16 protein-coding genes, 2 tRNA genes and 3 rRNA genes are annotated in these 26,339 nt (G+C 57.4%); 17 read left to right on the top strand and 4 right to left on the bottom strand.

Going from position 1 to position 26,339, the window contains the following annotated elements; all coding sequences use genetic code 11:
• Positions 1-24: 24 nt before the first annotated feature.
• Positions 25-1,581 carry a bifunctional aminoglycoside phosphotransferase/ATP-binding protein gene (locus AC3ITY_RS28180; protein WP_489306214.1) on the bottom strand — a complete coding sequence of 519 codons (1,557 nt, stop codon included), beginning with the start codon at positions 1,579-1,581 and terminating at the stop codon, positions 25-27.
• Between the two features lie 116 nt (positions 1,582-1,697).
• Between AC3ITY_RS28180 and mrcB the strand changes: the two genes are divergently transcribed.
• From mrcB to AC3ITY_RS28095, 17 genes are all read left to right on the top strand, one after another.
• On the top strand, positions 1,698-4,016 hold the full coding sequence (gene mrcB, locus AC3ITY_RS28175) for a penicillin-binding protein 1B (RefSeq protein ID WP_489306212.1): 2,319 nt from the start codon (positions 1,698-1,700) through the stop codon (positions 4,014-4,016).
• 16 nt (positions 4,017-4,032) lie between these two features.
• Positions 4,033-4,770, top strand: a complete 738-nt coding sequence (locus tag AC3ITY_RS28170) for a tetratricopeptide repeat protein (protein WP_489306210.1) — start codon at positions 4,033-4,035, stop codon at positions 4,768-4,770.
• On the top strand, positions 4,770-5,105 hold the full coding sequence (locus tag AC3ITY_RS28165; protein WP_489306209.1) for a YqcC family protein: 336 nt from the start codon (positions 4,770-4,772) through the stop codon (positions 5,103-5,105). The genes AC3ITY_RS28170 and AC3ITY_RS28165 overlap by 1 nt, the downstream gene beginning before the upstream one ends.
• A gap of 750 nt (positions 5,106-5,855) precedes the next feature.
• Positions 5,856-7,580 (top strand): acetolactate synthase 3 large subunit, encoded by a 1,725-nt coding sequence (locus tag AC3ITY_RS28160; protein ID WP_057716561.1) that lies wholly within the window; start codon positions 5,856-5,858, stop codon positions 7,578-7,580.
• Between the two features lie 2 nt (positions 7,581-7,582).
• Positions 7,583-8,074: an acetolactate synthase small subunit gene (ilvN, locus tag AC3ITY_RS28155; protein WP_003176102.1), complete on the top strand. Its 492-nt coding sequence runs from the start codon at positions 7,583-7,585 to the stop codon at positions 8,072-8,074.
• Between the two features lie 45 nt (positions 8,075-8,119).
• Positions 8,120-9,136, top strand: a complete 1,017-nt coding sequence (gene ilvC / locus AC3ITY_RS28150) for a ketol-acid reductoisomerase (protein ID WP_003228216.1) — start codon at positions 8,120-8,122, stop codon at positions 9,134-9,136.
• Positions 9,137-9,279: 143 nt separating this feature from the next.
• A complete protein-coding gene (gene pssA, locus AC3ITY_RS28145) occupies positions 9,280-10,134 on the top strand; it encodes a CDP-diacylglycerol--serine O-phosphatidyltransferase (RefSeq protein ID WP_223454885.1) in 855 nt (284 codons plus the stop codon).
• Between the two features lie 58 nt (positions 10,135-10,192).
• Positions 10,193-11,206, top strand: coding sequence for a protein-methionine-sulfoxide reductase catalytic subunit MsrP (gene msrP, locus AC3ITY_RS28140; protein WP_489306208.1), 1,014 nt, complete (start codon positions 10,193-10,195; stop codon positions 11,204-11,206).
• The gene (msrQ, locus tag AC3ITY_RS28135) at positions 11,206-11,826 is read left to right on the top strand and encodes a protein-methionine-sulfoxide reductase heme-binding subunit MsrQ (protein WP_489306207.1); all 621 of its coding nucleotides are present in this window, start codon (positions 11,206-11,208) and stop codon (positions 11,824-11,826) included. The genes msrP and msrQ overlap by 1 nt, the downstream gene beginning before the upstream one ends.
• Positions 11,827-12,311: 485 nt before the next feature.
• Positions 12,312-13,848, top strand: a 16S ribosomal RNA gene (locus tag AC3ITY_RS28130).
• Between the two features lie 82 nt (positions 13,849-13,930).
• Positions 13,931-14,007, top strand: a tRNA-Ile gene (locus AC3ITY_RS28125).
• 30 nt (positions 14,008-14,037) lie between these two features.
• Positions 14,038-14,113, top strand: a tRNA-Ala gene (locus AC3ITY_RS28120).
• 249 nt (positions 14,114-14,362) lie between these two features.
• A 23S ribosomal RNA gene (locus AC3ITY_RS28115) occupies positions 14,363-17,256 on the top strand.
• Positions 17,257-17,405: 149 nt separating this feature from the next.
• Positions 17,406-17,521: ribosomal RNA gene (gene rrf, locus AC3ITY_RS28110) — 5S ribosomal RNA — on the top strand.
• Together the 16S, 23S and 5S rRNA genes with 2 tRNA genes alongside form the textbook arrangement of a ribosomal RNA operon.
• Positions 17,522-17,666: 145 nt before the next feature.
• Positions 17,667-18,326 (top strand): paraquat-inducible protein A, encoded by a 660-nt coding sequence (locus AC3ITY_RS28105; protein WP_489306206.1) that lies wholly within the window; start codon positions 17,667-17,669, stop codon positions 18,324-18,326.
• On the top strand, positions 18,313-18,936 hold the full coding sequence (locus AC3ITY_RS28100) for a paraquat-inducible protein A (RefSeq protein WP_489306204.1): 624 nt from the start codon (positions 18,313-18,315) through the stop codon (positions 18,934-18,936). Before AC3ITY_RS28105 ends, AC3ITY_RS28100 begins: the two co-directional genes overlap by 14 nt.
• Positions 18,929-21,232: a PqiB family protein gene (locus tag AC3ITY_RS28095; protein ID WP_223533841.1), complete on the top strand. Its 2,304-nt coding sequence runs from the start codon at positions 18,929-18,931 to the stop codon at positions 21,230-21,232. The genes AC3ITY_RS28100 and AC3ITY_RS28095 overlap by 8 nt, the downstream gene beginning before the upstream one ends.
• 162 nt (positions 21,233-21,394) lie before the next feature.
• On the opposite strand, the gene mksF is transcribed toward AC3ITY_RS28095, so the two are convergent.
• From mksF to mksB, 3 genes are read right to left on the bottom strand one after another with little or no spacing between them, the layout of a single operon-like run.
• On the bottom strand, positions 21,395-24,235 hold the full coding sequence (mksF, locus tag AC3ITY_RS28090; protein WP_489306203.1) for an Mks condensin complex protein MksF: 2,841 nt from the start codon (positions 24,233-24,235) through the stop codon (positions 21,395-21,397).
• Positions 24,232-24,933: an Mks condensin complex protein MksE gene (gene mksE / locus AC3ITY_RS28085; protein ID WP_116265438.1), complete on the bottom strand. Its 702-nt coding sequence runs from the start codon at positions 24,931-24,933 to the stop codon at positions 24,232-24,234. Before mksE ends, mksF begins: the two co-directional genes overlap by 4 nt.
• Entirely contained in the window at positions 24,923-26,200 is a 1,278-nt protein-coding gene (gene mksB / locus AC3ITY_RS28080) for an Mks condensin complex protein MksB (RefSeq protein WP_489306201.1), read from the bottom strand. The genes mksE and mksB overlap by 11 nt, the downstream gene beginning before the upstream one ends.
• Positions 26,201-26,339: the final 139 nt, after the last annotated feature.

Below are 26,339 nucleotides of genomic sequence, written 5' to 3'. Positions count from 1 at the left end.
GGGCCTCACGACTGAAATAGTTTTTTACAGGCCTGGCAGGCGCTGGCGAATCTGTTCCACAACGGTATCGAGCGTCCCGCTTTCATTGGTCTGGACGCGCTTGCTGCAGAGGATTTCTGCGGGTGTCAGCGCTTCACGGCTGGCTTGCTGGGCTGCGATAACAGCCAGGGTGGCGTCGGACGGGTCTTTCTTGTCTGCCTGGCGCATGGCCAGCCAGCTTTCGATCACGGCCTGTGGCGCATTGCAGTCGAGGATCAGGAAGGGTGCGCCTGTGGCCTCGGCCACCTTTGCGGCACTGTCACGCTGATCGCGCTTGAGGTAAGTGGCGTCGACCACCACCGGGAAGCCCGCACGCAGAATGACGTTGGCGATTTCATGCAGGCGAGCATAGGTCGCCGCGCTGGCGTCGGCGCTATAGATGCCGGCCTGTACATCATTCTCGACGGTTTGCTCGCCGAACAGGCGCTTGCGCTCGACATCGGAGCGCAGGCGAATTGCGCCCAGGGCTTCGACCAGGCGCATGGCGACATGGCTCTTGCCGACGGCGGAAACGCCGCTGGTAATGGCCATGAAGCGCGAAGGAATGGTGCTGTAGCTTTCCGCCAGGTTGGCGTAGTTGCGGTACTGGCGCAGGGTCGTGGCGCGCTGCACCGCAGTGGCGTCGGCCGGCATGCTGAACAGGGCAACCTTGGCGCGAACCAGTGCGCGGTAGGCTTTATAGAAGTTCAGCAGCTCGAGGCCGCGATAGTCACCGGTCAGCTCCAGGTACTGGCTGATGAAGCGACGCGCCAGGCATTTCAGGCCGCGATCTTCCAGGTCCATCGCCAGGAAGCCGGTGTCGGCATAAACGTCGGTAAAGCGAAACGGTTCATTGAATTCGATGCAGTCGAAGATCACGACCTTGCCATCGATCACGGTTGCATTGCCCAAGTGGATATCACCGTGGCATTCACGAATGAAGCCGTCGGCCTTGCGCTGGGTGAACAGCGGCTTGAGGCGCTCGAAGCTGCTTTCGGCCCAGGCTTGCAGGGCGTCGAGTTGCAACAGGTCGGCCTTGTCGCTGAGGAACGGGCGGATCTGTTCGAAGTTCTGCCGCACCGGCGCCATGACGCTGTCAGGGGTGCCGGCTTCGTGTTCGGCTGGCACTTTCGGTGCGCTCAGGTGGAAGCGGGCGATTTGCTCGGCCATCTCGTCGATGTGTGCTGTGGTCAGTTCGCCGTTGGCTTGCAGGGTGCTGAGCAAGCCGGTTTGCGGGAACTGGCGCATCTTCAGCACGTATTCGATGGCCGGGCCTTCGCCACCCAGTTGCGGAGCCTCGGCACTGCCGGTGACGGGCAGCACTTCGAGGTACAAATCGTCGGTCAGGCGCTGGTTCAGGCGCAGTTCTTCAGCGCAAAAGTGTTCGCGAGCCTCAAGGTTGGTGAAGTCGAGAAAACCGAAATTGACCGGCTTCTTCACTTTATAGGCATAGGGGCCGGTGAGCAGTACCCAGGAAATATGGGTCTCGATGACCTGGAATCCCTCTACAGGATGGGGGTAGAGGGCAGGGTTTTGCAGGGCAGCGATCAGGGACTGGCTCACAGGCGATCCTTCAGAGACTGGGAAATTCAAGGCCGTCATTATGGCCGCAAGTCCGCTCGACGCAAACCTCGGAGCGCTCCTGTTGAGGATGAATAAAGTGCGTATAATCCGCCGCCATGACTCGTACTCGAACTCCCCGAACCCCAAAAAAACCACCCTCCAGGGGCCTGCGCCCGTGGCTGGGCTGGGCCATTAAACTCAGTCTGGTCGGCCTGGTAGTGCTGGCCGGATTCGCCGTTTACCTTGATGCAATCGTCCAGGAGAAGTTCTCCGGCAAGCGCTGGACCATCCCGGCCAAGGTTTACGCGCGCCCGCTCGAACTGTTCGTCGGACAGAAGCTGAGCCGGGATGACTTCCTGACTGAACTCGATGCCCTGGGCTATCGCCGTGAAAGCGTGGCCAATGGTCCGGGGGCGGCGTCGGTCAACGGCAATATCGTTGATCTGAACACCCGTGGCTTCCAGTTCTATGAAGGCATGGAGCAAGCGCAACCGGTGCGGGTGCGTTTCTCCGGCGATTACGTGGCCGAGTTGGCGGGGGCAAAAGGCTCGAAACTGTCGGTGGTGCGCCTGGAGCCGCTGCTGATCGGCGGCCTGTACCCGAAAAACCTCGAAGACCGGATTCTGATCAAGATCGATCAGGTGCCGCCGTACCTGCTTGAAACGCTGGTGGCGGTAGAGGACCGCGATTTTTATCATCACTTTGGTGTTTCGCCGAAGTCGATCGCCCGTGCAGTCTGGGTCAACGGTTCGTCCGGACGCATGCGTCAGGGCGGCAGTACCCTGACTCAGCAGTTGGTAAAAAACTTCTACCTGACCAACGAGCGCAGCCTGAGCCGCAAACTCACCGAAGCGATGATGGCGCTGCTGCTTGAACTGCATTACGACAAGCGCGAAATACTTGAGGCTTATCTCAACGAAGTGTTTATCGGGCAGGACGGTCAGCGCGCGGTACATGGTTTCGGTCTCGCCAGCCAGTTCTTCTTCAGTCAGCCGCTGGCCGAGCTCAAGTTGCATCAGGTCGCACTGCTGGTGGGCATGGTCAAGGGACCTTCTGCCTATAACCCCCGTCGTTATCCGGAGCGTGCCCTTGAACGGCGCAACCTGGTACTCGATGTGCTGCAGGAACAGGGCGTTGCGACTGCCGAGCAGGTTGAGGCGGCGAAGAAAATGCCGCTGGGCGTGACCAAGCGCGGCAGTCTGGCAGACAGCTCGTTCCCCGGCTTCCTCGATCTGGTCAAGCGTCAGTTGCGCGAAGACTATCGCGACGAAGACTTGACCGAAGAAGGGCTGCGCATCTTCACCAGTTTCGACCCGATCCTGCAGATGAAGGCTGAAGCCTCGGTCAACGACACCTTCAAGCGTCTGGCGGGGCGCAAGGGTTCCGATGACGTCGAAGCGGCAATGGTCGTGACCAACCCGGAGACTGGTGAAGTGCAGGCCATGATCGGCAGTCGCCAGGCCAGTTTCGCCGGGTTCAACCGGGCGCTGGATGCGGTACGGCCGATCGGCTCGCTGATCAAGCCGGCGGTTTATCTGACTGCGCTGGAGAAACCCAGCCAGTACACATTGACCAGTTGGCTGTCGGACGAATCCTTCTCGGTCAAAGGCGCGGATGGTCAGGTCTGGAAACCGCAGAACTATGATCGTCGTTCTCACGGTACGGTCTTCCTCTATCAAGGCCTGGCGCATTCCTACAACCTGTCGACCGCGCGTCTCGGTTTGGCGGTTGGTGTGCCGAACGTCCTGAAGACGGTGGAGCGCCTGGGCGTGACTCGTGAATTCCCGGCTTTCCCGTCGATGTTGCTCGGGGCCGGCGGCATGACGCCAATCGAAGTGGCGACCATGTATCAGACCCTCGCCAACGGCGGCTTCAATACGCCGATGCGCGGGATTCGTAGCGTGCTGACTGCTGAGGGCGAGCCGCTCAAGCGTTATCCGTTCCAGATTCAGCAGCGTTTCGATCCGGCCTCCATTTACCTGATCCAGAACGCCATGCAGCGGGTGATGCGTGAAGGTACCGGCAGCTCGGTTTATAGCGTGTTGCCAAGGACCCTGACGCTGGCGGGTAAGACCGGCACCAGTAACGACTCGCGGGACAGTTGGTTTGCCGGTTTCAGCCAGGACTTGCTGGCGGTGGTCTGGCTGGGTCGCGACGACAACGGCAAGACGCCATTCACCGGCGCCACCGGGGCCCTGCAGGTATGGACCAGTTTCATGCGCAAGGCCGACCCGTTGCCGTTGGACATGCCGCAGCCGGACAATATCGTTCAGGCCTGGGTTGATTCGCGAACCGGGCAAGGTTCTGACGCCGGTTGCCCGGGTGCCGTACAGATGCCGTATATTCGCGGCAGCGAACCGCCTCCCGGCGCCGCTTGTGGTGGTGAGAACCCTGCCGAGTCGGTGATGGATTGGGTCAAGGGCTGGATGAATTAAGCAAAGAGGGTTTCAAGTGAACAAGTGGTTGATTCCAGCGGTTGCCGCCGTAGCTTTGCTCAGCGGTTGCTCTAGCGTACAACGTGGCTCGATTCCGGTTGTGGATTCCGGCACCGTCGTGTCCAACAGTGAGCGGATCTCGGCCAATGGCGGCTTCCGCCAGACGACCGTCAAGCGCCCTGCACAAGGCCAGTCGCGGACCCAGGCGATTCCGCAGGGCGACAGCGGTGTAGTGGTGATGGTGCCAGGCGCTGCAACGACTTCGACGCCGATCAGCAGCACACCGATTACCCCGGGTCCGATCACGCCGGGGCCAATTGACACGTCGCCGGTCCAATCGGCGCCGATCAATCAGGGCAGCTACAGCATGCCGTCGTCGCCAAGCGGGATTCCGTCGGCCAGTTCGGGCGGGCTTTCTGCAGACGAGCAACTGGACGGCCCGGTATTGGCTTTGCTTACCACTGCTCAACAGCAACAGGCGGGCGGTGATCTCAACGGTGCTTCCTCCAGCCTCGAACGCGCCCAGCGTGTTGCACCGCGTGAGCCGCAGGTGCTTTACCGTCTGGCGCAGGTGCGCATGGCTCAAGGCGATGCAGCCCAGGCCGAGCAGTTCGCTCGCCGTGGGCTGACCTTTGCCAATGGCCGTCCAGCCCTTCAGGCCAACTTGTGGGAGTTGATTGCCCAGGCGCGTGAAAAGCAGAGTGATTCCCAGGGCGCGGCACTGGCTCGTCAAAAGGCCAAGGTAACGCTGTGATGGACGCGCGCTTTCTGAAAATCGCCGATCAACTGTTGTTGATCGAGCGCGAGTTGCGGGTGCAAGGGTGGTGGGATGAAGTCGCGCCCTCTGCCGAAGCGCTTGCCAGTGTCGAGCCGTTTTCGGTCGATACACTGGATTTCGAGCAATGGCTGCAGTGGATCTTCCTGCCACGCATGAAGATGATCCTCGAGCAGGATTTGCCGCTACCCAATGCTTCGGGCATTCAGGAAATGGCTGAAATGGTCTTTGCCGGGCGCAATGTCCAGGGCAAGGATCGGCAGTTGCAGGTATTGCTCAAACAGTTTGATCAGCTGATCACCGCGTCTCGCTGAGCCAGAAGCTGCCAGCGTCCGCTGGCAGTTGTTCACAATCTCTCTCTATTTTGTCGGCCGTTGCTGGGGGCGTTCTCAATTAGTTTTCCCGTCGCGTTGTCGCCTTAAAGCGGGCCAGGCAAGGCGCAGGCCGCTGGAAATGGTTGTTCCCTTTCCAAGGCCTGCAACGCAGCCTGGCCCGTTTTAAGGCACAACCCGAAGGGCCGGGCCTGCTGTTGTGCAGGGCTGCGTTGCTCGAAGCTTATTTGGAATGACCAAACCACGCTTCTCGCGCCTTGTCCTGCACAACAGCAGGCGCGGCGCGGCGTGAAAACTAATTGAGAACGCCCCCTAGGTAAGTGCATGCGCGTGCCAATTTTTTGCCAAAAGTTGCGCAATCGAAGCTAACACACGGCTGGTTTACGGGTTTTTTCTTGCGTTCTCATGTGCTTAGTAGAATAAAGCACATAGACGGCTTGACTTGCGAAGGACGAAACAGAAGAATCCAAAGTCCGCTGTACAGGGACTGCCAGAAGCAGACCCTCTCAGCAGATCATGAGGCGCATATCCGCGTCGACCTGTTACACCCGCAACGCGTTACCTCGCGCTGGGTGGGAAAGCCCCGCAACACTTGGGACGATCCCAATACTTGCTCAGTCAGTGCTGACGTAGTCGGCGACCACCGTCGCTCATGCTCTGCCGAGAAGTAAACCTATTAAGACCCGTCCCATTTTTCGTGGGCGGTATTCTGGCGTTTTAGAGGTGAGCAACGTGGAGCTTTTATCTGGCGGTGAGATGCTCGTCCGCTTTTTGCGTGACGAAGGCGTCAAATATATCTACGGGTACCCGGGTGGTGCTCTTCTTCATGTTTACGATGCCCTGTTCAAAGAACCGGAAGTGACCCACATCCTGGTTCGTCACGAGCAAGCGGCTACCCATATGGCTGACGGCTACGCCCGTGCCACCGGTAAAGCCGGTGTGGTACTGGTGACTTCCGGTCCTGGCGCAACAAACGCCATCACCGGTATCGCCACCGCCTACATGGACTCCATTCCGATGGTGATCATTTCCGGCCAGGTGCCTAGCACAATGGTCGGCACCGATGCGTTCCAGGAAACCGACATGATCGGTATCTCCCGGCCGATCGTGAAGCACAGCTTCATGATCAAGCACGCGTCGGAAATCCCGGAAGTCATGAAGAAGGCGTTCTACCTGGCGCAATCCGGTCGTCCTGGCCCGGTCGTTGTCGATATCCCGAAAGACATGACCAACCCGGCCGAGAAGTTCGAATACGTCTTCCCGAAAAAAGCCAAGTTGCGCTCCTACAGCCCGGCTGTTCGCGGTCACTCCGGTCAAATCCGCAAGGCGGCAGAAATGCTCCTGGCGGCCAAGCGCCCTGTGTTGTACTCGGGCGGCGGCGTGATCCTCGGCGGTGGTTCCGCACCACTGACCGAACTGGCGAAGATGCTCAACCTGCCAGTGACCAATACCCTGATGGGCCTCGGTGGCTACCCTGGCACCGACCGTCAGTTCATCGGCATGCTCGGCATGCACGGCAGCTACACCGCCAACCTGGCGATGCACCATGCTGACGTGATCCTCGCTGTCGGCGCACGTTTCGACGACCGTGTCATCAATGGCGCGTCGAAGTTCTGCCCGAATGCCAAGATCATTCACATCGACATCGACCCGGCTTCGATCTCCAAGACCATCAAGGCCGACGTGCCTATCGTTGGTCCGGTTGAGAGTGTCCTGACCGAAATGGTCGCGATCCTCAAGGAAATCGGCGAGACCCCGAACAAGGAGTCCGTTGCCAGCTGGTGGAAGCAGGTTGATGAGTGGCGCGGCGATCGCGGCCTGTTCCCGTATGACAAGGGCGACGGCAGCAAGATCAAGCCGCAAACCGTGATCGAAACCCTGTGCGAAGTGACCAATGGCGACGCCTTTGTGACCTCCGACGTGGGCCAGCACCAGATGTTTGCTGCGCAGTACTACAAGTTCAACAAGCCGAACCGCTGGATCAACTCCGGTGGCCTGGGCACCATGGGCTTCGGTTTCCCGGCGGCCATGGGCATTCAGTTGAGCTACCCGGATGCCGACGTTGCCTGTGTAACGGGCGAAGGCAGTATCCAGATGAACATCCAGGAACTGTCCACCTGTCTGCAATACGGTTTGCCGGTAAAAATCGTCATTCTGAACAACGGCGTTCTGGGTATGGTTCGTCAGTGGCAGGACATGAGCTATGGCAGTCGTCACTCGCACTCCTACATGGAGTCGTTGCCTGACTTCGTCAAGCTGGCTGAGGCCTATGGCCACGTTGGCGTGCGCATCACTGAATCGAAAGATTTGAAGTCGAAGATGGAAGAAGCGTTCGCCATGAAAGATCGCCTGGTGGTGATCGATATTTCGGTCGATACCAGCGAGCACGTCTACCCGATGCAGATCAAAGACGGCTCCATGCGCGATATGTGGCTGAGCAAGACGGAGCGTACCTAATCATGCGGCACATTATTTCCTTGCTTCTGGAAAACGAACCCGGTGCTCTGTCTCGTGTGGTTGGCCTGTTCTCGCAGCGCAACTACAACATCGAAAGCCTGACCGTGGCCCCGACCGAAGACCCGACCCTGTCGCGTCTGACGCTGACCACGGTCGGTCACGATGAAGTCATTGAGCAGATCACCAAGAACCTGAACAAACTGATCGAAGTGGTAAAACTGGTCGACCTGTCGGAGAGTGCTCACATCGAGCGCGAACTGATGCTGGTCAAGGTCAAGGCCACCGGCGCCCAGCGTGCCGAGATCAAGCGCACTACCGATATTTACCGTGGACAGATCGTCGATGTCAGCGCCAGCGTGTATACCGTTCAACTGACCGGTACCAGCGACAAGCTCGACAGCTTCATTCAGTCCATTGGCACCGCCTCGATTCTGGAAACCGTCCGTAGTGGCGTGACCGGCATTGCCCGCGGCGACAAAGTACTCAGCATCTAAACCAAATTAGCGAACGGCCTGAACGGCCTGATATAGGGGAAATTCATGAAAGTTTTCTACGATAAAGACTGCGACCTGTCGATCATCCAGGGCAAGAAAGTTGCCATCATCGGTTACGGTTCCCAGGGCCACGCTCAAGCGTGCAACCTGAAAGACTCCGGCGTTGACGTGACTGTCGGCCTGCGTAAAGGTTCGGCTACCGTTGCCAAGGCGGAAGCCCACGGCCTGAAAGTGACCGACGTTGCTTCTGCCGTTGCAGCTGCCGACCTGGTCATGATCCTGACCCCGGACGAATTCCAGTCCTCCCTGTACAAGAACGAAATCGAGCCGAACATCAAGAAAGGCGCCACCCTGGCCTTCTCCCACGGCTTCGCGATCCACTACAACCAGGTTGTGCCGCGCGCTGACCTCGACGTGATCATGATCGCGCCGAAGGCTCCAGGCCACACCGTACGTTCCGAGTTCGTGAAGGGCGGTGGTATCCCTGACCTGATCGCTATCTACCAGGACGCCTCGGGCAACGCCAAGAACGTCGCTCTGTCCTACGCTGCCGGCGTTGGCGGCGGTCGTACCGGCATCATCGAAACCACCTTCAAGGACGAGACTGAAACCGACCTGTTCGGCGAACAAGCCGTTCTGTGCGGCGGTACCGTTGAGCTGGTCAAAGCTGGTTTCGAAACCCTGGTTGAAGCTGGTTACGCGCCGGAAATGGCCTACTTCGAGTGCCTGCACGAACTGAAGCTGATCGTTGACCTCATGTACGAAGGCGGTATCGCCAACATGAACTACTCGATCTCCAACAACGCCGAATACGGCGAGTACGTGACCGGCCCTGAAGTCATCAACGCCGAATCCCGTCAGGCCATGCGCAACGCCCTGAAACGTATTCAGGACGGCGAATACGCCAAGATGTTCATCAGTGAAGGCGCTACCGGCTATCCTTCGATGACCGCCAAACGTCGTAACAACGCCGCTCACGGCATCGAAATCATCGGCGAGCAACTGCGCTCCATGATGCCGTGGATCGGTGCCAACAAGATCGTCGACAAAGCTAAAAACTAAGTCACGCGCTTGTACGAAAAACGCGGCTTAGGCCGCGTTTTTTCGTTTGGGGAGCCGGTTCTGGTATAAAGCTGCATCGTTTGCGGCCGAACCGTCGTCCCAGACACCTGTCCAAACTTTCCACCCGTTGCAAGGTAATGTCCATGAGCGAACGCCCCGAAGAGCCAAACCAGGCTTCTGACGCCGAAAGCCTGCTGCCCATCGATGAACATGTCGAGGAAGGGCATGACGCTGAAGGTCGTAAAGTCCGGCATCGTGGTATCTATCTTCTGCCGAATCTGTTCACCACTGCGAACCTGTTCGCAGGGTTCTATTCCATCATCAACTCGATGAGCGCCCAGGCGGCCTTGAGTGCTGGTGACTCGGCCAATGCGAGCAAGTATTTCGCGTTCGCGGCCATCGCGATCTTCGTCGCTATGGTGCTCGATGGTCTTGATGGGCGTGTGGCCCGCATGACCAATACCCAGAGCGCCTTTGGTGCCGAGTACGACTCGCTGTCGGACATGGTTGCCTTTGGTGTTGCCCCGGCATTGCTGGCCTTCGGTTGGGCCTTGGGTGACATGGGCAAGGTTGGGTGGATGGTCGCCTTCATCTATGTGGCGGGCGCAGCATTGCGCCTTGCGCGCTTCAACACGCAGGTCGGCACCGCGGACAAGCGCTACTTCATCGGTCTGGCCAGTCCTGCCGCTGCAGGTGTGGTTGCAGGTATCGTCTGGGCGTTCAGCGACTACGGCATTCAGGGATCGAAGATGTCCTTCCTGGTTGCGCTGATGGTTGCGGCGGCCGGCATGCTGATGGTTAGCAACATCAAGTACAACAGCTTCAAGGAGCTGGACCTGAAGGGGCGAGTGCCTTTCGTGGCGATTCTCGCTGTGGTGCTGGTGTTCGCAGTGGTGTTCAGTGACCCTCCGCGCATCCTGCTGCTGGTGTTTCTCGCCTATGCAGCCTCCGGCCCGGTTCAATACCTGTTACGTCTTCGCCGTAACAAGGGCGCGTAATTTCCCTCATACTCCTCAGTCTATGGGTGCATCTGTCCTCCAAAGCTGCGGAGTAACCATGCTGATCAAAGTCTCCAGAACGTCCGACTGCCATGAGTCGGACGTCACGCCTGAATCCCTCTATCTTTCTCGACGCAAAGTGCTCGGCGCCACGGTTGCCGGCTTCGCTCTGGGCAGCCTGCCGCAATGGGCCAGCGCTGGCGATGCTGCGCGTTATCCGGATGTAGAGCCCGGCAAGGCGCCTGCCTGGTTCAGCGAAAAACTTCCGGCTACCCAGTGGGGCGCGGTCAGCGTCAAGGATGAAGCGATCACGCCGTTCAAGGATGCGACCCACTACAACAACTTCTACGAGTTCGGCACCGACAAAGGTGATCCGGCTGCCAATGCCGGCACGCTGAAGACGGAGCCGTGGTCGGTGGTGGTGGACGGGGAGGTGGGCAAGCCTGGGCGGTATGCGCTCGAAGACTTCATGAAACCGTATCAGCTGGAGGAGCGAATCTACCGTTTGCGCTGTGTGGAAGCCTGGTCGATGGTTGTTCCCTGGATCGGTTTTCCCCTCTCGGCTTTGCTCAAGGAAGTCGAGCCAACCTCGAAAGCCAAATTCATCCGCTTCGAAACCCTGCAGGATCCCAAAAGCATGCCGGGTCAGCGCTCCGGTTTTGCCTTGATCGACTGGCCCTATATAGAGGGGCTGCGTCTGGATGAAGCGATGAACCCGTTGGCAATTCTGGTGGTAGGCATGTACGGGCGTGAGTTGCCTAATCAAAACGGCGCGCCGTTGCGGTTGGTGGTGCCTTGGAAATATGGCTTCAAGAGCATCAAATCCATCGTGCGCATCAGTCTGGTCAGCGAGCAGCCGAAAACCACCTGGCAGAGCATTGCGTCAGATGAATATGGCTTTTATGCGAACGTGAATCCCTCTGTTGATCATCCTCGCTGGACTCAGGCTCGTGAACGTCGCCTGCCCAGCGGCCTGCTCAAACCCAATGTGCGCGACACGCAAATGTTCAACGGCTATTCAGAGGAAGTCGCCTCTCTATATACGGGGCTCGACCTGAGGAAGAACTACTGATGCGCTATCCGTTTTGGCGTGTCGGCGTCTTTATTGTGGTTTTGGTGTGGCCACTGCTGTGGTTGTACCAGGCCTGGGAGGATGTCCTCGGGCCGGATCCGGGCAAGGTACTGGTCGATCGACTGGGTTTGGGGGCGCTTGTTCTGCTGCTTGTAACCTTGAGCATGATGCCTTTGCAGAAGCTCACCGGTTGGGCGGGGTGGAATGCCGTGCGGCGACAGTTGGGGTTATGGTGTTTTGCCTATGTGCTGCTCCACCTCGGTAGTTATTGCGCATTCATACTTGGTTTTGACTGGTCGCAACTGGGTGTCGAGTTGCGCAAGCGGCCTTACATTATTGTCGGGGCGCTGGGTTTTCTTGGTTTGCTGGCATTGGCGGTGACTTCCAATCGATACAGTCAGCGGCGATTGGGTGTTCACTGGAAGAAGTTGCATCGCCTGGCGTATGTCATTCTCGGGCTTGGATTACTGCATATGCTCTGGATTGTGCGCGCCGACCTGAAGGAGTGGATGATCTATGCATCCATAGGTGCATTGCTGTTAGTGCTGCGGCTACCGCCTTTGGCTCGTCGAATCCCGCGTTTAGTGGCTAAAAAGGGCTCTTCTGCCAAAAAGGCGTAAATAGTGGTTGACGGCAGATTGTAGATGTCTATAATTCGCCCCACTTCCGGCGCAGTCGAAACGGAAAACTCCTTGGTAAACAAAGAGTTACGCAGTTTTCGGCAGCAGGTTGCTTCAGGTCATCGAAGCCAAAAGGAAGTTGAAAAAGAGGTGTTGACAGCAGCGTGTAACGCTGTAGAATTCGCCTCCCGCTGACGAGAGATCTGAAGCGCAAGTGGTTGAAGTTGAAAAGGAAACTTGGAAAACTTCTGAAAATACCACTTGACAGCAAATGAGGCTGCTGTAGAATTCGCGCCTCGGTTGAGACGAAAGATCTTAACCAACCGCTCTTTAACAACTGAATCAAGCAATTCGTGTGGGTGCTTGTGGGGTCAGACTGCTAGTCAACAGATTATCAGCATCACAAGTTACTCCGCGAGAAATCAAAGATGTAACCAACGATTGCTGAGCTAAGTTTAGGGTTTTCTCAAAACCCAAAGATGTTTGAACTGAAGAGTTTGATCATGGCTCAGATTGAACGCTGGCGGCAGGCCTAACACATGCAAGTCGAGCGGATGACAGGAGCTTGCTCCTGAATTCAGCGGCGGACGGGTGAGTAATGCCTAGGAATCTGCCTGGTAGTGGGGGACAACGTTTCGAAAGGAACGCTAATACCGCATACGTCCTACGGGAGAAAGCAGGGGACCTTCGGGCCTTGCGCTATCAGATGAGCCTAGGTCGGATTAGCTAGTTGGTGAGGTAATGGCTCACCAAGGCGACGATCCGTAACTGGTCTGAGAGGATGATCAGTCACACTGGAACTGAGACACGGTCCAGACTCCTACGGGAGGCAGCAGTGGGGAATATTGGACAATGGGCGAAAGCCTGATCCAGCCATGCCGCGTGTGTGAAGAAGGTCTTCGGATTGTAAAGCACTTTAAGTTGGGAGGAAGGGCATTAACCTAATACGTTAGTGTTTTGACGTTACCGACAGAATAAGCACCGGCTAACTCTGTGCCAGCAGCCGCGGTAATACAGAGGGTGCAAGCGTTAATCGGAATTACTGGGCGTAAAGCGCGCGTAGGTGGTTCGTTAAGTTGGATGTGAAAGCCCCGGGCTCAACCTGGGAACTGCATTCAAAACTGACGAGCTAGAGTATGGTAGAGGGTGGTGGAATTTCCTGTGTAGCGGTGAAATGCGTAGATATAGGAAGGAACACCAGTGGCGAAGGCGACCACCTGGACTGATACTGACACTGAGGTGCGAAAGCGTGGGGAGCAAACAGGATTAGATACCCTGGTAGTCCACGCCGTAAACGATGTCAACTAGCCGTTGGGAGCCTTGAGCTCTTAGTGGCGCAGCTAACGCATTAAGTTGACCGCCTGGGGAGTACGGCCGCAAGGTTAAAACTCAAATGAATTGACGGGGGCCCGCACAAGCGGTGGAGCATGTGGTTTAATTCGAAGCAACGCGAAGAACCTTACCAGGCCTTGACATCCAATGAACTTTCCAGAGATGGATTGGTGCCTTCGGGAACATTGAGACAGGTGCTGCATGGCTGTCGTCAGCTCGTGTCGTGAGATGTTGGGTTAAGTCCCGTAACGAGCGCAACCCTTGTCCTTAGTTACCAGCACGTCATGGTGGGCACTCTAAGGAGACTGCCGGTGACAAACCGGAGGAAGGTGGGGATGACGTCAAGTCATCATGGCCCTTACGGCCTGGGCTACACACGTGCTACAATGGTCGGTACAGAGGGTTGCCAAGCCGCGAGGTGGAGCTAATCCCACAAAACCGATCGTAGTCCGGATCGCAGTCTGCAACTCGACTGCGTGAAGTCGGAATCGCTAGTAATCGCGAATCAGAATGTCGCGGTGAATACGTTCCCGGGCCTTGTACACACCGCCCGTCACACCATGGGAGTGGGTTGCACCAGAAGTAGCTAGTCTAACCTTCGGGAGGACGGTTACCACGGTGTGATTCATGACTGGGGTGAAGTCGTAACAAGGTAGCCGTAGGGGAACCTGCGGCTGGATCACCTCCTTAATCGACGACTCAGCTGCTCCATAAGTTCCCACACGAATTGCTTGATTCATTGAAGAAGACGATATAGAAGCAGCCCGAAATTGGGTCTGTAGCTCAGTTGGTTAGAGCGCACCCCTGATAAGGGTGAGGTCGGCAGTTCGAATCTGCCCAGACCCACCAATTTTGTGTGGGAAACGCCTGTAGAAATACGGGGCCATAGCTCAGCTGGGAGAGCGCCTGCCTTGCACGCAGGAGGTCAACGGTTCGATCCCGTTTGGCTCCACCACTACTGCTTCTGATTGTGTAAAGCTTAGAAATGAGCATTCCATCGGTTCGATGGTGAATGTTGATTTCTAGTCTTTGACTAGTTCGTTCTTTAAAAATTTGGGTATGTGATAGAAAGATAGACTGAACGTTACTTTCACTGGTAACGGATCAGGCTAAGGTAAAATTTGTGAGTTGCTCTTTATGAGCAAGAATCGAATTTTCGGCGAATGTCGTCTTCATAGTATAACCAGATTGCTTGGGGTTATATGGTCAAGTGAAGAAGCGCATACGGTGGATGCCTTGGCAGTCAGAGGCGATGAAAGACGTGGTAGCCTGCGAAAAGCTTCGGGGAGTCGGCAAACAGACTTTGATCCGGAGATGTCTGAATGGGGGAACCCAGCCATCATAAGATGGTTATCTTGTACTGAATACATAGGTGCAAGAGGCGAACCAGGGGAACTGAAACATCTAAGTACCCTGAGGAAAAGAAATCAACCGAGATTCCCTTAGTAGTGGCGAGCGAACGGGGACTAGCCCTTAAGTGGCTTTGAGATTAGCGGAACGCTCTGGAAAGTGCGGCCATAGTGGGTGATAGCCCTGTACGCGAAAATCTCTTGGTCATGAAATCGAGTAGGACGGAGCACGAGAAACTTTGTCTGAATATGGGGGGACCATCCTCCAAGGCTAAATACTACTGACTGACCGATAGTGAACTAGTACCGTGAGGGAAAGGCGAAAAGAACCCCGGAGAGGGGAGTGAAATAGATCCTGAAACCGTATGCGTACAAGCAGTGGGAGCCCACTTTGTTGGGTGACTGCGTACCTTTTGTATAATGGGTCAGCGACTTATTTTCAGTGGCGAGCTTAACCGAATAGGGGAGGCGTAGCGAAAGCGAGTCTTAATAGGGCGTCTAGTCGCTGGGAATAGACCCGAAACCGGGCGATCTATCCATGGGCAGGTTGAAGGTTGGGTAACACTAACTGGAGGACCGAACCGACTACCGTTGAAAAGTTAGCGGATGACCTGTGGATCGGAGTGAAAGGCTAATCAAGCTCGGAGATAGCTGGTTCTCCTCGAAAGCTATTTAGGTAGCGCCTCATGTATCACTGTAGGGGGTAGAGCACTGTTTCGGCTAGGGGGTCATCCCGACTTACCAAACCGATGCAAACTCCGAATACCTACAAGTGCCGAGCATGGGAGACACACGGCGGGTGCTAACGTCCGTCGTGAAAAGGGAAACAACCCAGACCGTCAGCTAAGGTCCCAAAGTTATGGTTAAGTGGGAAACGATGTGGGAAGGCTTAGACAGCTAGGAGGTTGGCTTAGAAGCAGCCACCCTTTAAAGAAAGCGTAATAGCTCACTAGTCGAGTCGGCCTGCGCGGAAGATGTAACGGGGCTCAAACCATACACCGAAGCTACGGGTATCACCTTCGGGTGATGCGGTAGAGGAGCGTTCTGTAAGCCTGTGAAGGTGAGTTGAGAAGCTTGCTGGAGGTATCAGAAGTGCGAATGCTGACATGAGTAACGACAATGGGTGTGAAAAACACCCACGCCGAAAGACCAAGGTTTCCTGCGCAACGTTAATCGACGCAGGGTTAGTCGGTCCCTAAGGCGAGGCTGAAAAGCGTAGTCGATGGAAAACAGGTTAATATTCCTGTACTTCTGGTTATTGCGATGGAGGGACGGAGAAGGCTAGGCCAGCTTGGCGTTGGTTGTCCAAGTTTAAGGTGGTAGGCTGGAATCTTAGGTAAATCCGGGATTCCAAGGCCGAGAGCTGATGACGAGTGTTCTTTTAGAACACGAAGTGGTTGATGCCATGCTTCCAAGAAAAGCTTCTAAGCTTCAGGTAACCAGGAACCGTACCCCAAACCGACACAGGTGGTTGGGTAGAGAATACCAAGGCGCTTGAGAGAACTCGGGTGAAGGAACTAGGCAAAATGGCACCGTAACTTCGGGAGAAGGTGCGCCGGTGAGGGTGAAGGACTTGCTCCGTAAGCCCACGCCGGTCGAAGATACCAGGCCGCTGCGACTGTTTATTAAAAACACAGCACTCTGCAAACACGAAAGTGGACGTATAGGGTGTGACGCCTGCCCGGTGCCGGAAGGTTAATTGATGGGGTTAGCTAACGCGAAGCTCTTGATCGAAGCCCCGGTAAACGGCGGCCGTAACTATAACGGTCCTAAGGTAGCGAAATTCCTTGTCGGGTAAGTTCCGACCTGCACGAATGGCGTAACGATGGCGGCGCTGTCTCCACCCGAGACTCAGTGAAATTGAAATCGCTGTGAAGATGCAGTGTATCCGCGGCTAGACGGAAAGACCCCGTGAACCTTTACTATAGCTTTGCACTGGACTTTGAATTTGCTTGTGTAGGATAGGTGGGAGGCTTTGAAGCGTGGACGCCAGTTCGCGTGGAGCCAACCTTGAAATACCACCCTGGCAACTTTGAGGTTCTAACTCAGGTCCGTTATCCGGATCGAGGACAGTGTATGGTGGGTAGTTTGACTGGGGCGGTCTCCTCCTAAAGAGTAACGGAGGAGTACGAAGGTGCGCTCAGACCGGTCGGAAATCGGTCGTAGAGTATAAAGGCAAAAGCGCGCTTGACTGCGAGACAGACACGTCGAGCAGGTACGAAAGTAGGTCTTAGTGATCCGGTGGTTCTGTATGGAAGGGCCATCGCTCAACGGATAAAAGGTACTCCGGGGATAACAGGCTGATACCGCCCAAGAGTTCATATCGACGGCGGTGTTTGGCACCTCGATGTCGGCTCATCACATCCTGGGGCTGAAGCCGGTCCCAAGGGTATGGCTGTTCGCCATTTAAAGTGGTACGCGAGCTGGGTTTAGAACGTCGTGAGACAGTTCGGTCCCTATCTGCCGTGGACGTTTGAGATTTGAGAGGGGCTGCTCCTAGTACGAGAGGACCGGAGTGGACGAACCTCTGGTGTTCCGGTTGTCACGCCAGTGGCATTGCCGGGTAGCTATGTTCGGAAAAGATAACCGCTGAAAGCATCTAAGCGGGAAACTTGCCTCAAGATGAGATCTCACTGGGACCTTGAGTCCCCTGAAGGGCCGTCGAAGACTACGACGTTGATAGGTTGGGTGTGTAAGCGCTGTGAGGCGTTGAGCTAACCAATACTAATTGCCCGTGAGGCTTGACCATATAACACCCAAGCAATTTGACTACTCGAAAGAGCATCAGATTGCGGTGTGTGAAGACGAAAGAACCGAAAGTTCGAGAAACACACAAATCTATTACATACCCAATTTGCTGAAGCGAGGCCAGCTGGTCACGACTCAGTACCCGAATTTCTTGACGACCATAGAGCGTTGGAACCACCTGATCCCATCCCGAACTCAGCAGTGAAACGATGCATCGCCGATGGTAGTGTGGGGTTTCCCCATGTGAGAGTAGGTCATCGTCAAGATTAAATTCCGAAACCCCAATTGCGAAAGCAGTTGGGGTTTTGTTTTTGGCGTAGAAAAAGCACGAGCAATCAAGCACAAATTGGCGCAGTTATTTTTATCCCGGGACACTAGAATAGGTCCAACTTTTTCAGAGTCAGAGCGCTTATGCCGGATTCGGTTGACGCCAAAGAGCTGTCAAAATTACCACTAGAAAATCTGGTTGCCTGCCATGAGTGCGACTTGCTCATGCGTAAACCCGAACTCGCCCATGGCGAAAAAGCCCTGTGCCCGCGCTGTGGCTACGAGCTTTATGCCAATCGCTACAACGTCGTACAGCGCAGTCTCGCCCTGGTCATCGCCGCTTTGTTGTTGTTTATTCCGGCGAACTTTTTACCCATCATGCAGCTCAATCTACTCGGGCAATCTTCGCAAGACACTGTCTGGAGCGGCGTTGTCGCCCTTTTTGACACAGGCATGCAAAGCGTTTCAGTGATTGTGTTCCTGTGCAGCATGGGGATCCCGCTGCTCAAGCTGCTGTGCCAACTGGCTGTATTGTTGAGTATCCGTTTTGATGTCGGACGCAGCTACGGCTTGTTGCTCTATCGCATTTATCACCATATACGCGAATGGGGGATGCTCGAGGTTTACTTCATGGGCGTACTGGTGGCGATCGTAAAACTGGCAGATATGGCAGCCATCACCGTAGGCCTCGGCCTGGCGTGCTTCATTGGATTGTTGCTGATTCAAGTCTGGCTGGAGGTCGTAATGTCGCCTCACCAGATCTGGCAAGCGTTATCAGGAGAGGATGCCCATGCGGGCGATTGATGCAGGCATTCTGATTTGCAAGGAATGTCATGAATTGAACAGGCAGGAAGCTGATACCGATAAGCAAGTCTGTACACGCTGCGGAGCGCTGGTGCATGCCCGCAGCCCGAATAGCCTGGTACGCACCTGGGCATTGCTGATTACCGCCGCCATTCTCTACATACCGGCCAATTTGTTGCCGATCATGACTGTGAACTCCCTGGGCAAAGGTGCGCCTAGCACGATCATGGCAGGTGTGATCGAGTTGGTGCATTACGGCATGTTCCCCATTGCGGCGGTGGTGTTTATCGCCAGTATCCTGGTGCCCACCTTCAAGCTGGTGGGCATCGCTCTGCTGCTGTTTTCCGTGCAGAGCCGTCAGCCCCTTTCGGCTCGCCAGCGTATCTGGATGTACCGTTTCATTGAGTTCATCGGCCGCTGGTCGATGCTCGATATCTTTGTGATTGCCATCCTCGTGGCGGTCGTGAATTTTGGGCGGCTTGCCAGCATCGAAGCCAATCTTGGCGCCATCGCTTTCGCCACGGTGGTGATTCTGACGATGCTTGCCGCAGTAACTTTTGATCCCCGACTGATTTGGGATAACACGGAGTCGGACGACGACCATGACTGATTTGCCTGTAGCGAAAACCCGACCGGCTTCGAACTGGTCTGCCATTTGGGTGTTGCCCCTGATTGCCTTGATCATTGGCGGCTGGCTCGGCTGGCGTGCCTATAACGAGACCGGCATCGAGATTCAGGTGCGTTTTGAAAGTGGCGAAGGCATTCAGGCCAACAAGACGGAAGTCGTCTACAAGGGCATGTCGGTCGGCAAGGTCAAACGCCTCAAGCTCGATGACGAGGGCAGTTCCAAAGGTGTGATTGCCAGCATCGAAATGAACAAGGACGTAGAGCAATACCTGCGAACCAGTACGCGTTTCTGGCTGGTCAAGCCGAGCGTAACTCTGGCAGGGATTACCGGTCTTGAGACACTGGTTTCAGGTAACTATGTTGCCATCAGCCCGGGGGAAGGCGAGCCGGTCCGCAAGTTCAAGGCTCTGGCCCAGGAACCGCCGCTCTCCGATGCCCAGCCCGGTCTGCACTTGACCATCAAGGCTGATCGCCTGGGCTCGCTGAACCGTGGCAGTCCGGTGTTTTACAAACAGATCAAAGTGGGCCAGATCAAAAGCTATGTGTTGTCCGAGGACCAGAGCACCGTCGAGCTCAAGGTCTTCATTGAGCCGACTTACGCCAAACTGGTGCGCAAACACACACGTTTCTGGAACGCCAGCGGCATCAGCATCGATGCCAATCTGTCGGGTGTGAAGGTTCGCAGTGAATCCCTGGCCAGCATCGTCGCCGGCGGCATTGCCTTCGCCACCCCGGAAAACCGCAAGGACAGCCCGCCTACCGACCCAAGTCTGCCGTTCAGGCTCTATGAAGACTTCGATGCAGCGGCGGCCGGTATCCGGGTCAAGGTCAAGCTCAGCGACTTCGAAGGCTTGCAGGCCGGTCGTACGCCGGTGATGTACAAAGGCATTCAGGTCGGCAATCTCAAGGCGCTGAAGGTCGATCCTGATCTGTCCGGGGCCACCGCCGAGTTGACGATGGACCCATTGGCCGAGGATTACCTGGTCGAAGGCACCCAGTTCTGGGTGGTCAAACCGTCGATTTCCCTGGCGGGGATTACCGGTCTCGAGGCGTTGGTCAAAGGCAACTACATCGCTGTGCGGCCTGGCGACAAGGGTTCGGCGCCACAACGGGAGTTTGCGGCGCGGGCCAAGGCACCGCCGCTGGATCTGCGTGCACCTGGCCTGCATTTGGTGTTGTTCACGGAAAATCTCGGCTCGCTGGAAGTCGGCAGCCCGGTTCTCTACAAGCAGGTTAAAGTCGGCTCCGTACAGAGCTATCAGTTCTCACGCACCAAGAAACAACTGATCATTGGTGTGCACATCGAGAAGGAATACGAAGGCCTGGTCAACGCCTCGACGCGCTTCTGGAACGCCAGTGGCATCACCCTCACGGGCGGGCTGACCGGCGGGGTCCAGGTTAAAAGCGAGTCGTTGCAGAGTTTGATGGCCGGCGGCATTGCCTTCGAGACCCCGCAAGACAAAGCCCCGTTGCAGAAGCGTATTCCACGTTTCCGTTTGTTCGCGAACCATGAAGACGCCACGCAGAAAGGCGAAGTCATCACGCTCAAGCTCGATCGCGCTGATGGTTTGCGTACCGGCACTCCAATTCGTTTCAAGGGGCTGGATGTCGGCAAGGTGGAGGATGTTGATCTCAGCGAGGACCTGCAATCGGTGCTGCTGACCGCACGGATTACCGAAGTGCCGGAGCGCATTGCCCGGGTCGGCAGTCAGTTCTGGGTGGTCAAGCCTGAACTGGGCCTGATCAAGACGTCCAACCTCGAAACCCTGGTGACCGGGCAATACATCGAGGTGCAACCGGCACCGAAGAACCTGGGACCGCAGAAGAACTTTGTCGCTTTGGCCGTCGCGCCCGAAACTGCCAAGCAGGAAGCGGGATTGAGTCTGGTGCTGAGCGCGGCCCGTCGTGGTTCGCTGAAGGCCGGCGTGCCAGTGACGTATCGCGAAATCACAGTGGGCAAGGTAACGGGTTATGAACTGGGCGAGACCGCTGATCGCGTACTGATCCATATCCTGATCGAGCCGAAGTACGCTCCACTGGTACGCAGCGGTACACGGTTCTGGAACGCCAGCGGTTTCGACTTCGATGTCGGTCTGTTCAAAGGTGCAACGGTGCGCACTGAGTCCCTGGAGACGATGATTCAGGGCGGTGTCGCCTTTGCCACGCCGGATGGTGAGCGTATGGGCAGCCCGGCGCGACCGGAGCAGACGTTTGCGCTGTTCGACAAGTTTGAAGAGGAGTGGCTGGGGTGGGCGCCGAAGATTTCGCTGGGTAAATAGTCTGAGGGTTATGTGGCGTCAGTGATGACGCCTTCGTCGGAACGCCGCCCGAGGCAAGCCCGCGAAGAGGCCCTGAAGTTCACTGCAAAGCTAAATGACACACCTATGAAAAAGGCCGCGATCCATTGGACCGCGGCCTTTTTATTGTCTTCGATTCAAGCCTCAGACCGCATCCAGCTCCGGTTCATCCGCTTCTTCGTTGACAGTCGTCTTCACCTGATCGTGACGACGGATGTACTTCCAGTCCGCCTCATCGATGTAGATGCCGGCGGGGCCGCTGCCGCCTTCCAGGTCGATGGCGACACTGGCGCAGACCTGCGGCTTCACGCTCGCCAGGATCGGCACGAAGCCCAGTTGCAGGCTGGTTTCCAGCAAGGCGGCCTGGTTTTTCTCATCGATGTCCGCCGCCTCGTCGAGGTAGTACGGCAGACGCACGCGACCGGCCTGGTCACGGTCCATCAAGTGCAGCAACAAGTACATGTTGGTCAGCGCCTTGATGGTCATGGTGGTGCCGTTGGAAGCGGCGCCATCGATGTCGGTGTGGATCACCGGTTGACCGTTGACCTTGGTGATTTCGAACGCGAGCTCGAACAAGTCCTTGAGGCCGAGCTGGTTGTGGTTGGCCGCCACCAGCCGCGCCAGGTATTCCTTGGCCTCTTCGTTCTTGTTGTCCTGCTCGGCGCTCTGGCTCAGGTCGAAGACCGACAGGGTTTCGCCTTCTTCGTACTGACCGGCGCTGTGGATGATCTGGTCGATGTGCTTGAGCGCTTCCTTGTTCGGGGCGAGCACGATGCGGAAGCTTTGCAGGTTGGAGACCTGACGCTTGTTGATCTCGCGGTTGAACAGCGCCAGTTGGTGTTCGAGGCTGTCGTAGTCGCTGCGGATGTTGCGCAGGGTGCGGGCGATGTCCGTCACGGCGGCACGGCGAGCCTTGCCCAGGGTCAGGGCTTCGTCGGTGCGGTGCGCATAGGCGTTGATCAGCAGTTGCAGGCGACGCTCCATATCGTCTTCGCTGTCGAATTTGGCCACGCCCTTGAGGCGCACCTGAGCGTACAGCGCTTCGATCTGGCCGTCGGCCCGCAGCAAGCCTTGCCAGCTGTCCTGATAGTCGTTGAGCAGCGGCAGCAGGTTGTCCATGGAATCGTCGATCGGGTCCATGAACGGTGTGCCGAACGGCAGGTCTGCCGGCAACAACTGGCGACGGCGCAGGGCGTCGTCGAGGGTGCGTTGCTTGGCTTCCATGTCGCCGATCTGTCGGCCGACCAGTTGCAGCTTGGCCGACAGTTGCTGGACGCGCTCGGTAAAGGCGTCGCTGGAACGCTTCAATTCGTCCTGAGCGGCTTCCATTTGCGCCAGTTGCTCGAGCTTGTCGCCTTCCTCGGCGCTCAGGGTTTGCGCGCGGCGGAAATCTTCCAGGGCTTTCTGCGCATCCAGCACTTGCTGGTACAGCGCTTCGGTCTGGGTCTTGCTCGCGGCGCGGTCGGCGGCCACGGCTTGCTGGGTTTTCAGTTGCTTGAGTTCTTTGTCCAGGCGTTCCTTCTGGTCGCGCAACGCAGCGCGGTCAGCCAGGGCCTGCAATGCCGGTGGTTCGATATGCGAGATGTCTATGGACAGGCCCGGCACTTCGAAGCGTTCGCCTTTGAAACCGTCGAGGATCAACTCCACGGATTTCACCCAGTCCCCGTTTTCGTCGAGGGTGATGCCGTGTTCACCCAGCGGCAGGCTGAACAGTGCGCTGTTGAACAGGCGCATCAGGCGTTCGACGTCCTGCTGCGAGAACTCTTCGCGCAGACGGGCGTAGCTGTTGTTGTCGGCGTGATCGAGTTGCTGCTTGACCGACTTCAGGCGTTTTTCCAGATCGCGCAGACGTTCGTCGAGGTCTTCGGCGCTGAACTGGCGGGACTGTGCCAGCGCACCGGCCAGTTCATCGTGGGCGTCCTTCGCGGCCAGCAGTTGCTGCTCCAGCACCTTGACGTCATCGACCAGGGCAAAGCGATGCTTGAGCACCGACAATTCGCCGAGCCAGCGCTGGATGCCGGTGATTTCTCGCTCCAGACGCATCAGTTCCTGGGTGCCACCGCGCTGGTCGTTTTGCAGGGCATCCTGCTCGTTGCGGTAGTGCTCGGCCTGAATGGTCAGCTCTTCCTTGCGCGCACTGGCGTAGTCCGACCAGGTACCCAGCAGGGAGTCGAGCAGCGGAGAGATCCGGTGCAATTTGCCGCGCAGGATGTCGCGTTGCTTCACGCCGTTCGCCAGCGCCTCGACCAGTGGTCCAGCGGCGACCAGCGAGTTGTAGTCCTGCTCCATGCGTCGCACATCGCGGAACGCTTCTTCGCACGCGGCGATGTAATCGACGCTGCCGGAACGCAGGCTGTGCTCGAAGGCATCGAGGAACAGCTGCTTGAGCTTGGCCGCGGTGATTTCGCGCATGTGCAGCAGGTTGATGAACAGCGCGCGGAAGGTCTTCAGGCTCTGCTCGCTGGTGGAGCGCAGTGGAATCAGCGTCAGGTCCAGCGGAATCGAGGTGTGGCCACCGACCAGCAAACGGCGCAGTTCGTCCGGCTTGAGTTCGTAGGCTTTCAGGCCTTCGCGCTCAAGGTTGGTGAACAGTTCTTTCTGGCGCAGGCAGGTGTCGTCTTTCTGGTAGTGGGCCAGGTCCAGTTTGCCGGCATAGGCAAAGAACTGGTGACCGAAGCCGCCGCCCGGGCCGCGTCCGACCACACCGATCACGTGGGGGCCGTGGGGCAGGTTCACTTCGACCAGGATGTAGCTGGTGTCCGAGGCGAAGTAGAAGCGCCGGGACTGCTCCAGGCTGTACTTGCCGAAGCTCATGTCCGACATGCGCGCCAGGATCGGGAACTGCAGGGCGTTGATCGAGGCGGATTTGCCGAGGTTGTTCGCGCCGTACACCGACAGCGGCTCCTCCAGCGGGAACAGGCCGAGGCTGTAGCCGGCGGTATTCAAAAGGGCAAAGCGGCGGATGCCGTAACGTTCCTTGCTCATGCGTCGAGCTCCTGTTCTTCGGCGATGGCGCGGGCCAGGGCATCTTCTTCGCTTTCATCTTCAAATTCTGCGAGGTCGAGCGGGTCATCGGTCTGCAGCAGTTTTTCGTCGCTGTCTTCGTCGATCAGCACCGGCACCGGCAACGGCAGGACGCTGTGCAGGCTGGCGGCCAGATCGCGGTCCTGCTGCACTGACAGGCAGACATCGAGGAAACGGTGCATCGGCGGCAGGAAACGGTAGACGCCGTTTTCTTCGCTGGCGAAACCGAGCTGGGTCATGCGGCGCATGATTTTTTCTTCGAGTTCGTCCTGGGTCTGCACTTCGGCCTGGATGAACAGGTCGCGGTACTTTTCCAGCAACGACGGCAGCTCATCGCGGCCGAGGCTGCCGCCATCGAGCACGGAGATCGGGTCGCGGCCCTGGTCGGCCAGGTGCTCGACAAGGATGAAGGTGAACAGCGCCAGACGCTGCGCGGTCTTGTTCACCGCCGCCGCCGCGAGGTCCGGCACGAAGTAGTAGAAACCGCGGGTATCGCAGACCAGTTCAAAGCCCAAGGCCTTGAACAGCGTGCGGTATTGGTCCTGAAAGTTCGACAACTGTGCGTACAGCTCCGGATCGCGGCGGCTGACGTGATAACCCTTGAACAGCTCGCGAAAGATCGGCGCCAGCTGGGACAGTTCGGATAGATCAAGATGCATATGGAGTGCTCGCAGAATCCTCGGCGGCGGTATCGCTGACCGAGAGCAGGGCGAAGGAGCGCAGGCTGACCTGGTGCTCGTGAGTATGGTATTCGCGACGTTCCAGACGCTCGCGCGTGAAGCGTTTTTCCCGCGACAGGCGCGAGAACCAGTACAGCAATTCGTCGGTGGCGCCGTCCGGTTCCTGCTCCAGCAGCCAGGTCATCAGGTCCGGCATCGGCAAGGCGTCTTCGCAGCGTTCGAGCATTTCCCGAACGGTGCGTGGCGCCCGTGGCGCTTCGCCTTTCTGGGTCTTGTGAGCCTTGGGGAAGCGCGTCGGTTTCGGTTCGAAACGGGCCAGGGCGTAAACGTAGGCTTCGACCTGGCTGGCACTGCCGAGGAAGGTGCTCTGCGGACGAGTGAACATCGGCATCGCCGCTTGCGGCACGGCGTCGATGCCTTTGCGACGGATCATCGACAAGGCCAGCGCCGCGCCACGGGTCACGGCGTTGTGCCGGCGCGCTTCTTCACGCAGCGGCAGCAGCAGCTCGCGGGCGTGACGCAGGGTCAGCTGGGCGCTGGTCTGCATTTCGAGGATGCGCGCGTGGGTGCGCAGCAACATGTCGTCGTCGACCAGGTGACCGAGGCGTTGCTGTTCGCTGAGCATCTTCAGCAGGACGGTTTCGACCTTGCGCACGCCTTGTTCGAAGGCGCCGTCGGCGTTCACCAGATCAATCATCGGCTCGACGTATTCGTCCCAGGTCGCCAACACTTCAGCGTAACGCTGGCGCAATGGAATCTGCCGATCGCTGGTTTTCGCCCGTTCGGCGACGGCCACCAGCGCCTGTTCGTCGTTATCGAGTTTTTTCAGTACATCGCGAACCCGCATGTCGAGCAGGCGCAACTGGCGCGCCAGGTCGTTGCCGTCGCGGATATCGAATGCGTCCTGGATATAACCGGCCAGACGCTCGAGGTGGCGCAGGTAGGCTTCGATTTCCAGGCACAGGCCCAGGCGGTGTTCACGGCGCAGATAGGCGAGGAAGTCGTGAATCTGCGCATTGAGCTCGAAACGGTTCGGGCTTTTGGCCACGGGAACCAGGATGTCGAGGCGAATCCACACGTCCAGCAGGCTGGTGATGTCCTGCGGCGTACTGTCGAGTTGCTGGGCGGCCAGTTGCGTGCGCAGTTCGTTCAGGCTCAGGGTGCCTTGGTCGAAGTGCTCGCACAGTGGCTCCAGAAGTGCCCAGTGTTCAGCGAGGGCGCGCAAGACGCGCTTGGGTTCGATCATCGGAATGGCCGGCTGGTTGGCGATTAAAAGCCGCGATTGTACTGCATCGGGGGCAATGCGATTCACTCTCGGGACGGGCTGTCGCCTTCTTTTCGGTAAAGTGCATCGATCAACTGCGGGCGATCTTGAGCGAACGGCG

The sequence above is a fragment of the Pseudomonas sp. GL_091 genome, assembly GCF_057837725.1.
Note: the sequence above shows the minus strand (reverse complement) of the source record. Positions and strands in the feature narration are given on the sequence as shown.

Excerpts from the sequence above, each read along its gene's own strand:
- AC3ITY_RS28165 (WP_489306209.1), top strand. The coding sequence starts at position 4,770 with ATGGACGCGCGCTTTCTGAAAATCGCCGATCAACTGTTGTTGATCGAG.
- AC3ITY_RS28105 (WP_489306206.1), top strand. The coding sequence starts at position 17,667 with ATGCCGGATTCGGTTGACGCCAAAGAGCTGTCAAAATTACCACTAGAA.
- ilvC (WP_003228216.1), top strand. The coding sequence starts at position 8,120 with ATGAAAGTTTTCTACGATAAAGACTGCGACCTGTCGATCATCCAGGGC.
- AC3ITY_RS28095 (WP_223533841.1), top strand. The coding sequence starts at position 18,929 with ATGACTGATTTGCCTGTAGCGAAAACCCGACCGGCTTCGAACTGGTCT.
- msrQ (WP_489306207.1), top strand. The coding sequence starts at position 11,206 with ATGCGCTATCCGTTTTGGCGTGTCGGCGTCTTTATTGTGGTTTTGGTG.
- mksE (WP_116265438.1), bottom strand. The coding sequence starts at position 24,933 with ATGCATCTTGATCTATCCGAACTGTCCCAGCTGGCGCCGATCTTTCGC.
- mksB (WP_489306201.1), bottom strand. The coding sequence starts at position 26,200 with ATGATCGAACCCAAGCGCGTCTTGCGCGCCCTCGCTGAACACTGGGCA.
- msrP (WP_489306208.1), top strand. The coding sequence starts at position 10,193 with ATGCTGATCAAAGTCTCCAGAACGTCCGACTGCCATGAGTCGGACGTC.
- pssA (WP_223454885.1), top strand. The coding sequence starts at position 9,280 with ATGAGCGAACGCCCCGAAGAGCCAAACCAGGCTTCTGACGCCGAAAGC.
- mksF (WP_489306203.1), bottom strand. The coding sequence starts at position 24,235 with ATGAGCAAGGAACGTTACGGCATCCGCCGCTTTGCCCTTTTGAATACC.
- ilvN (WP_003176102.1), top strand. The coding sequence starts at position 7,583 with ATGCGGCACATTATTTCCTTGCTTCTGGAAAACGAACCCGGTGCTCTG.
- mrcB (WP_489306212.1), top strand. The coding sequence starts at position 1,698 with ATGACTCGTACTCGAACTCCCCGAACCCCAAAAAAACCACCCTCCAGG.
- AC3ITY_RS28100 (WP_489306204.1), top strand. The coding sequence starts at position 18,313 with ATGCGGGCGATTGATGCAGGCATTCTGATTTGCAAGGAATGTCATGAA.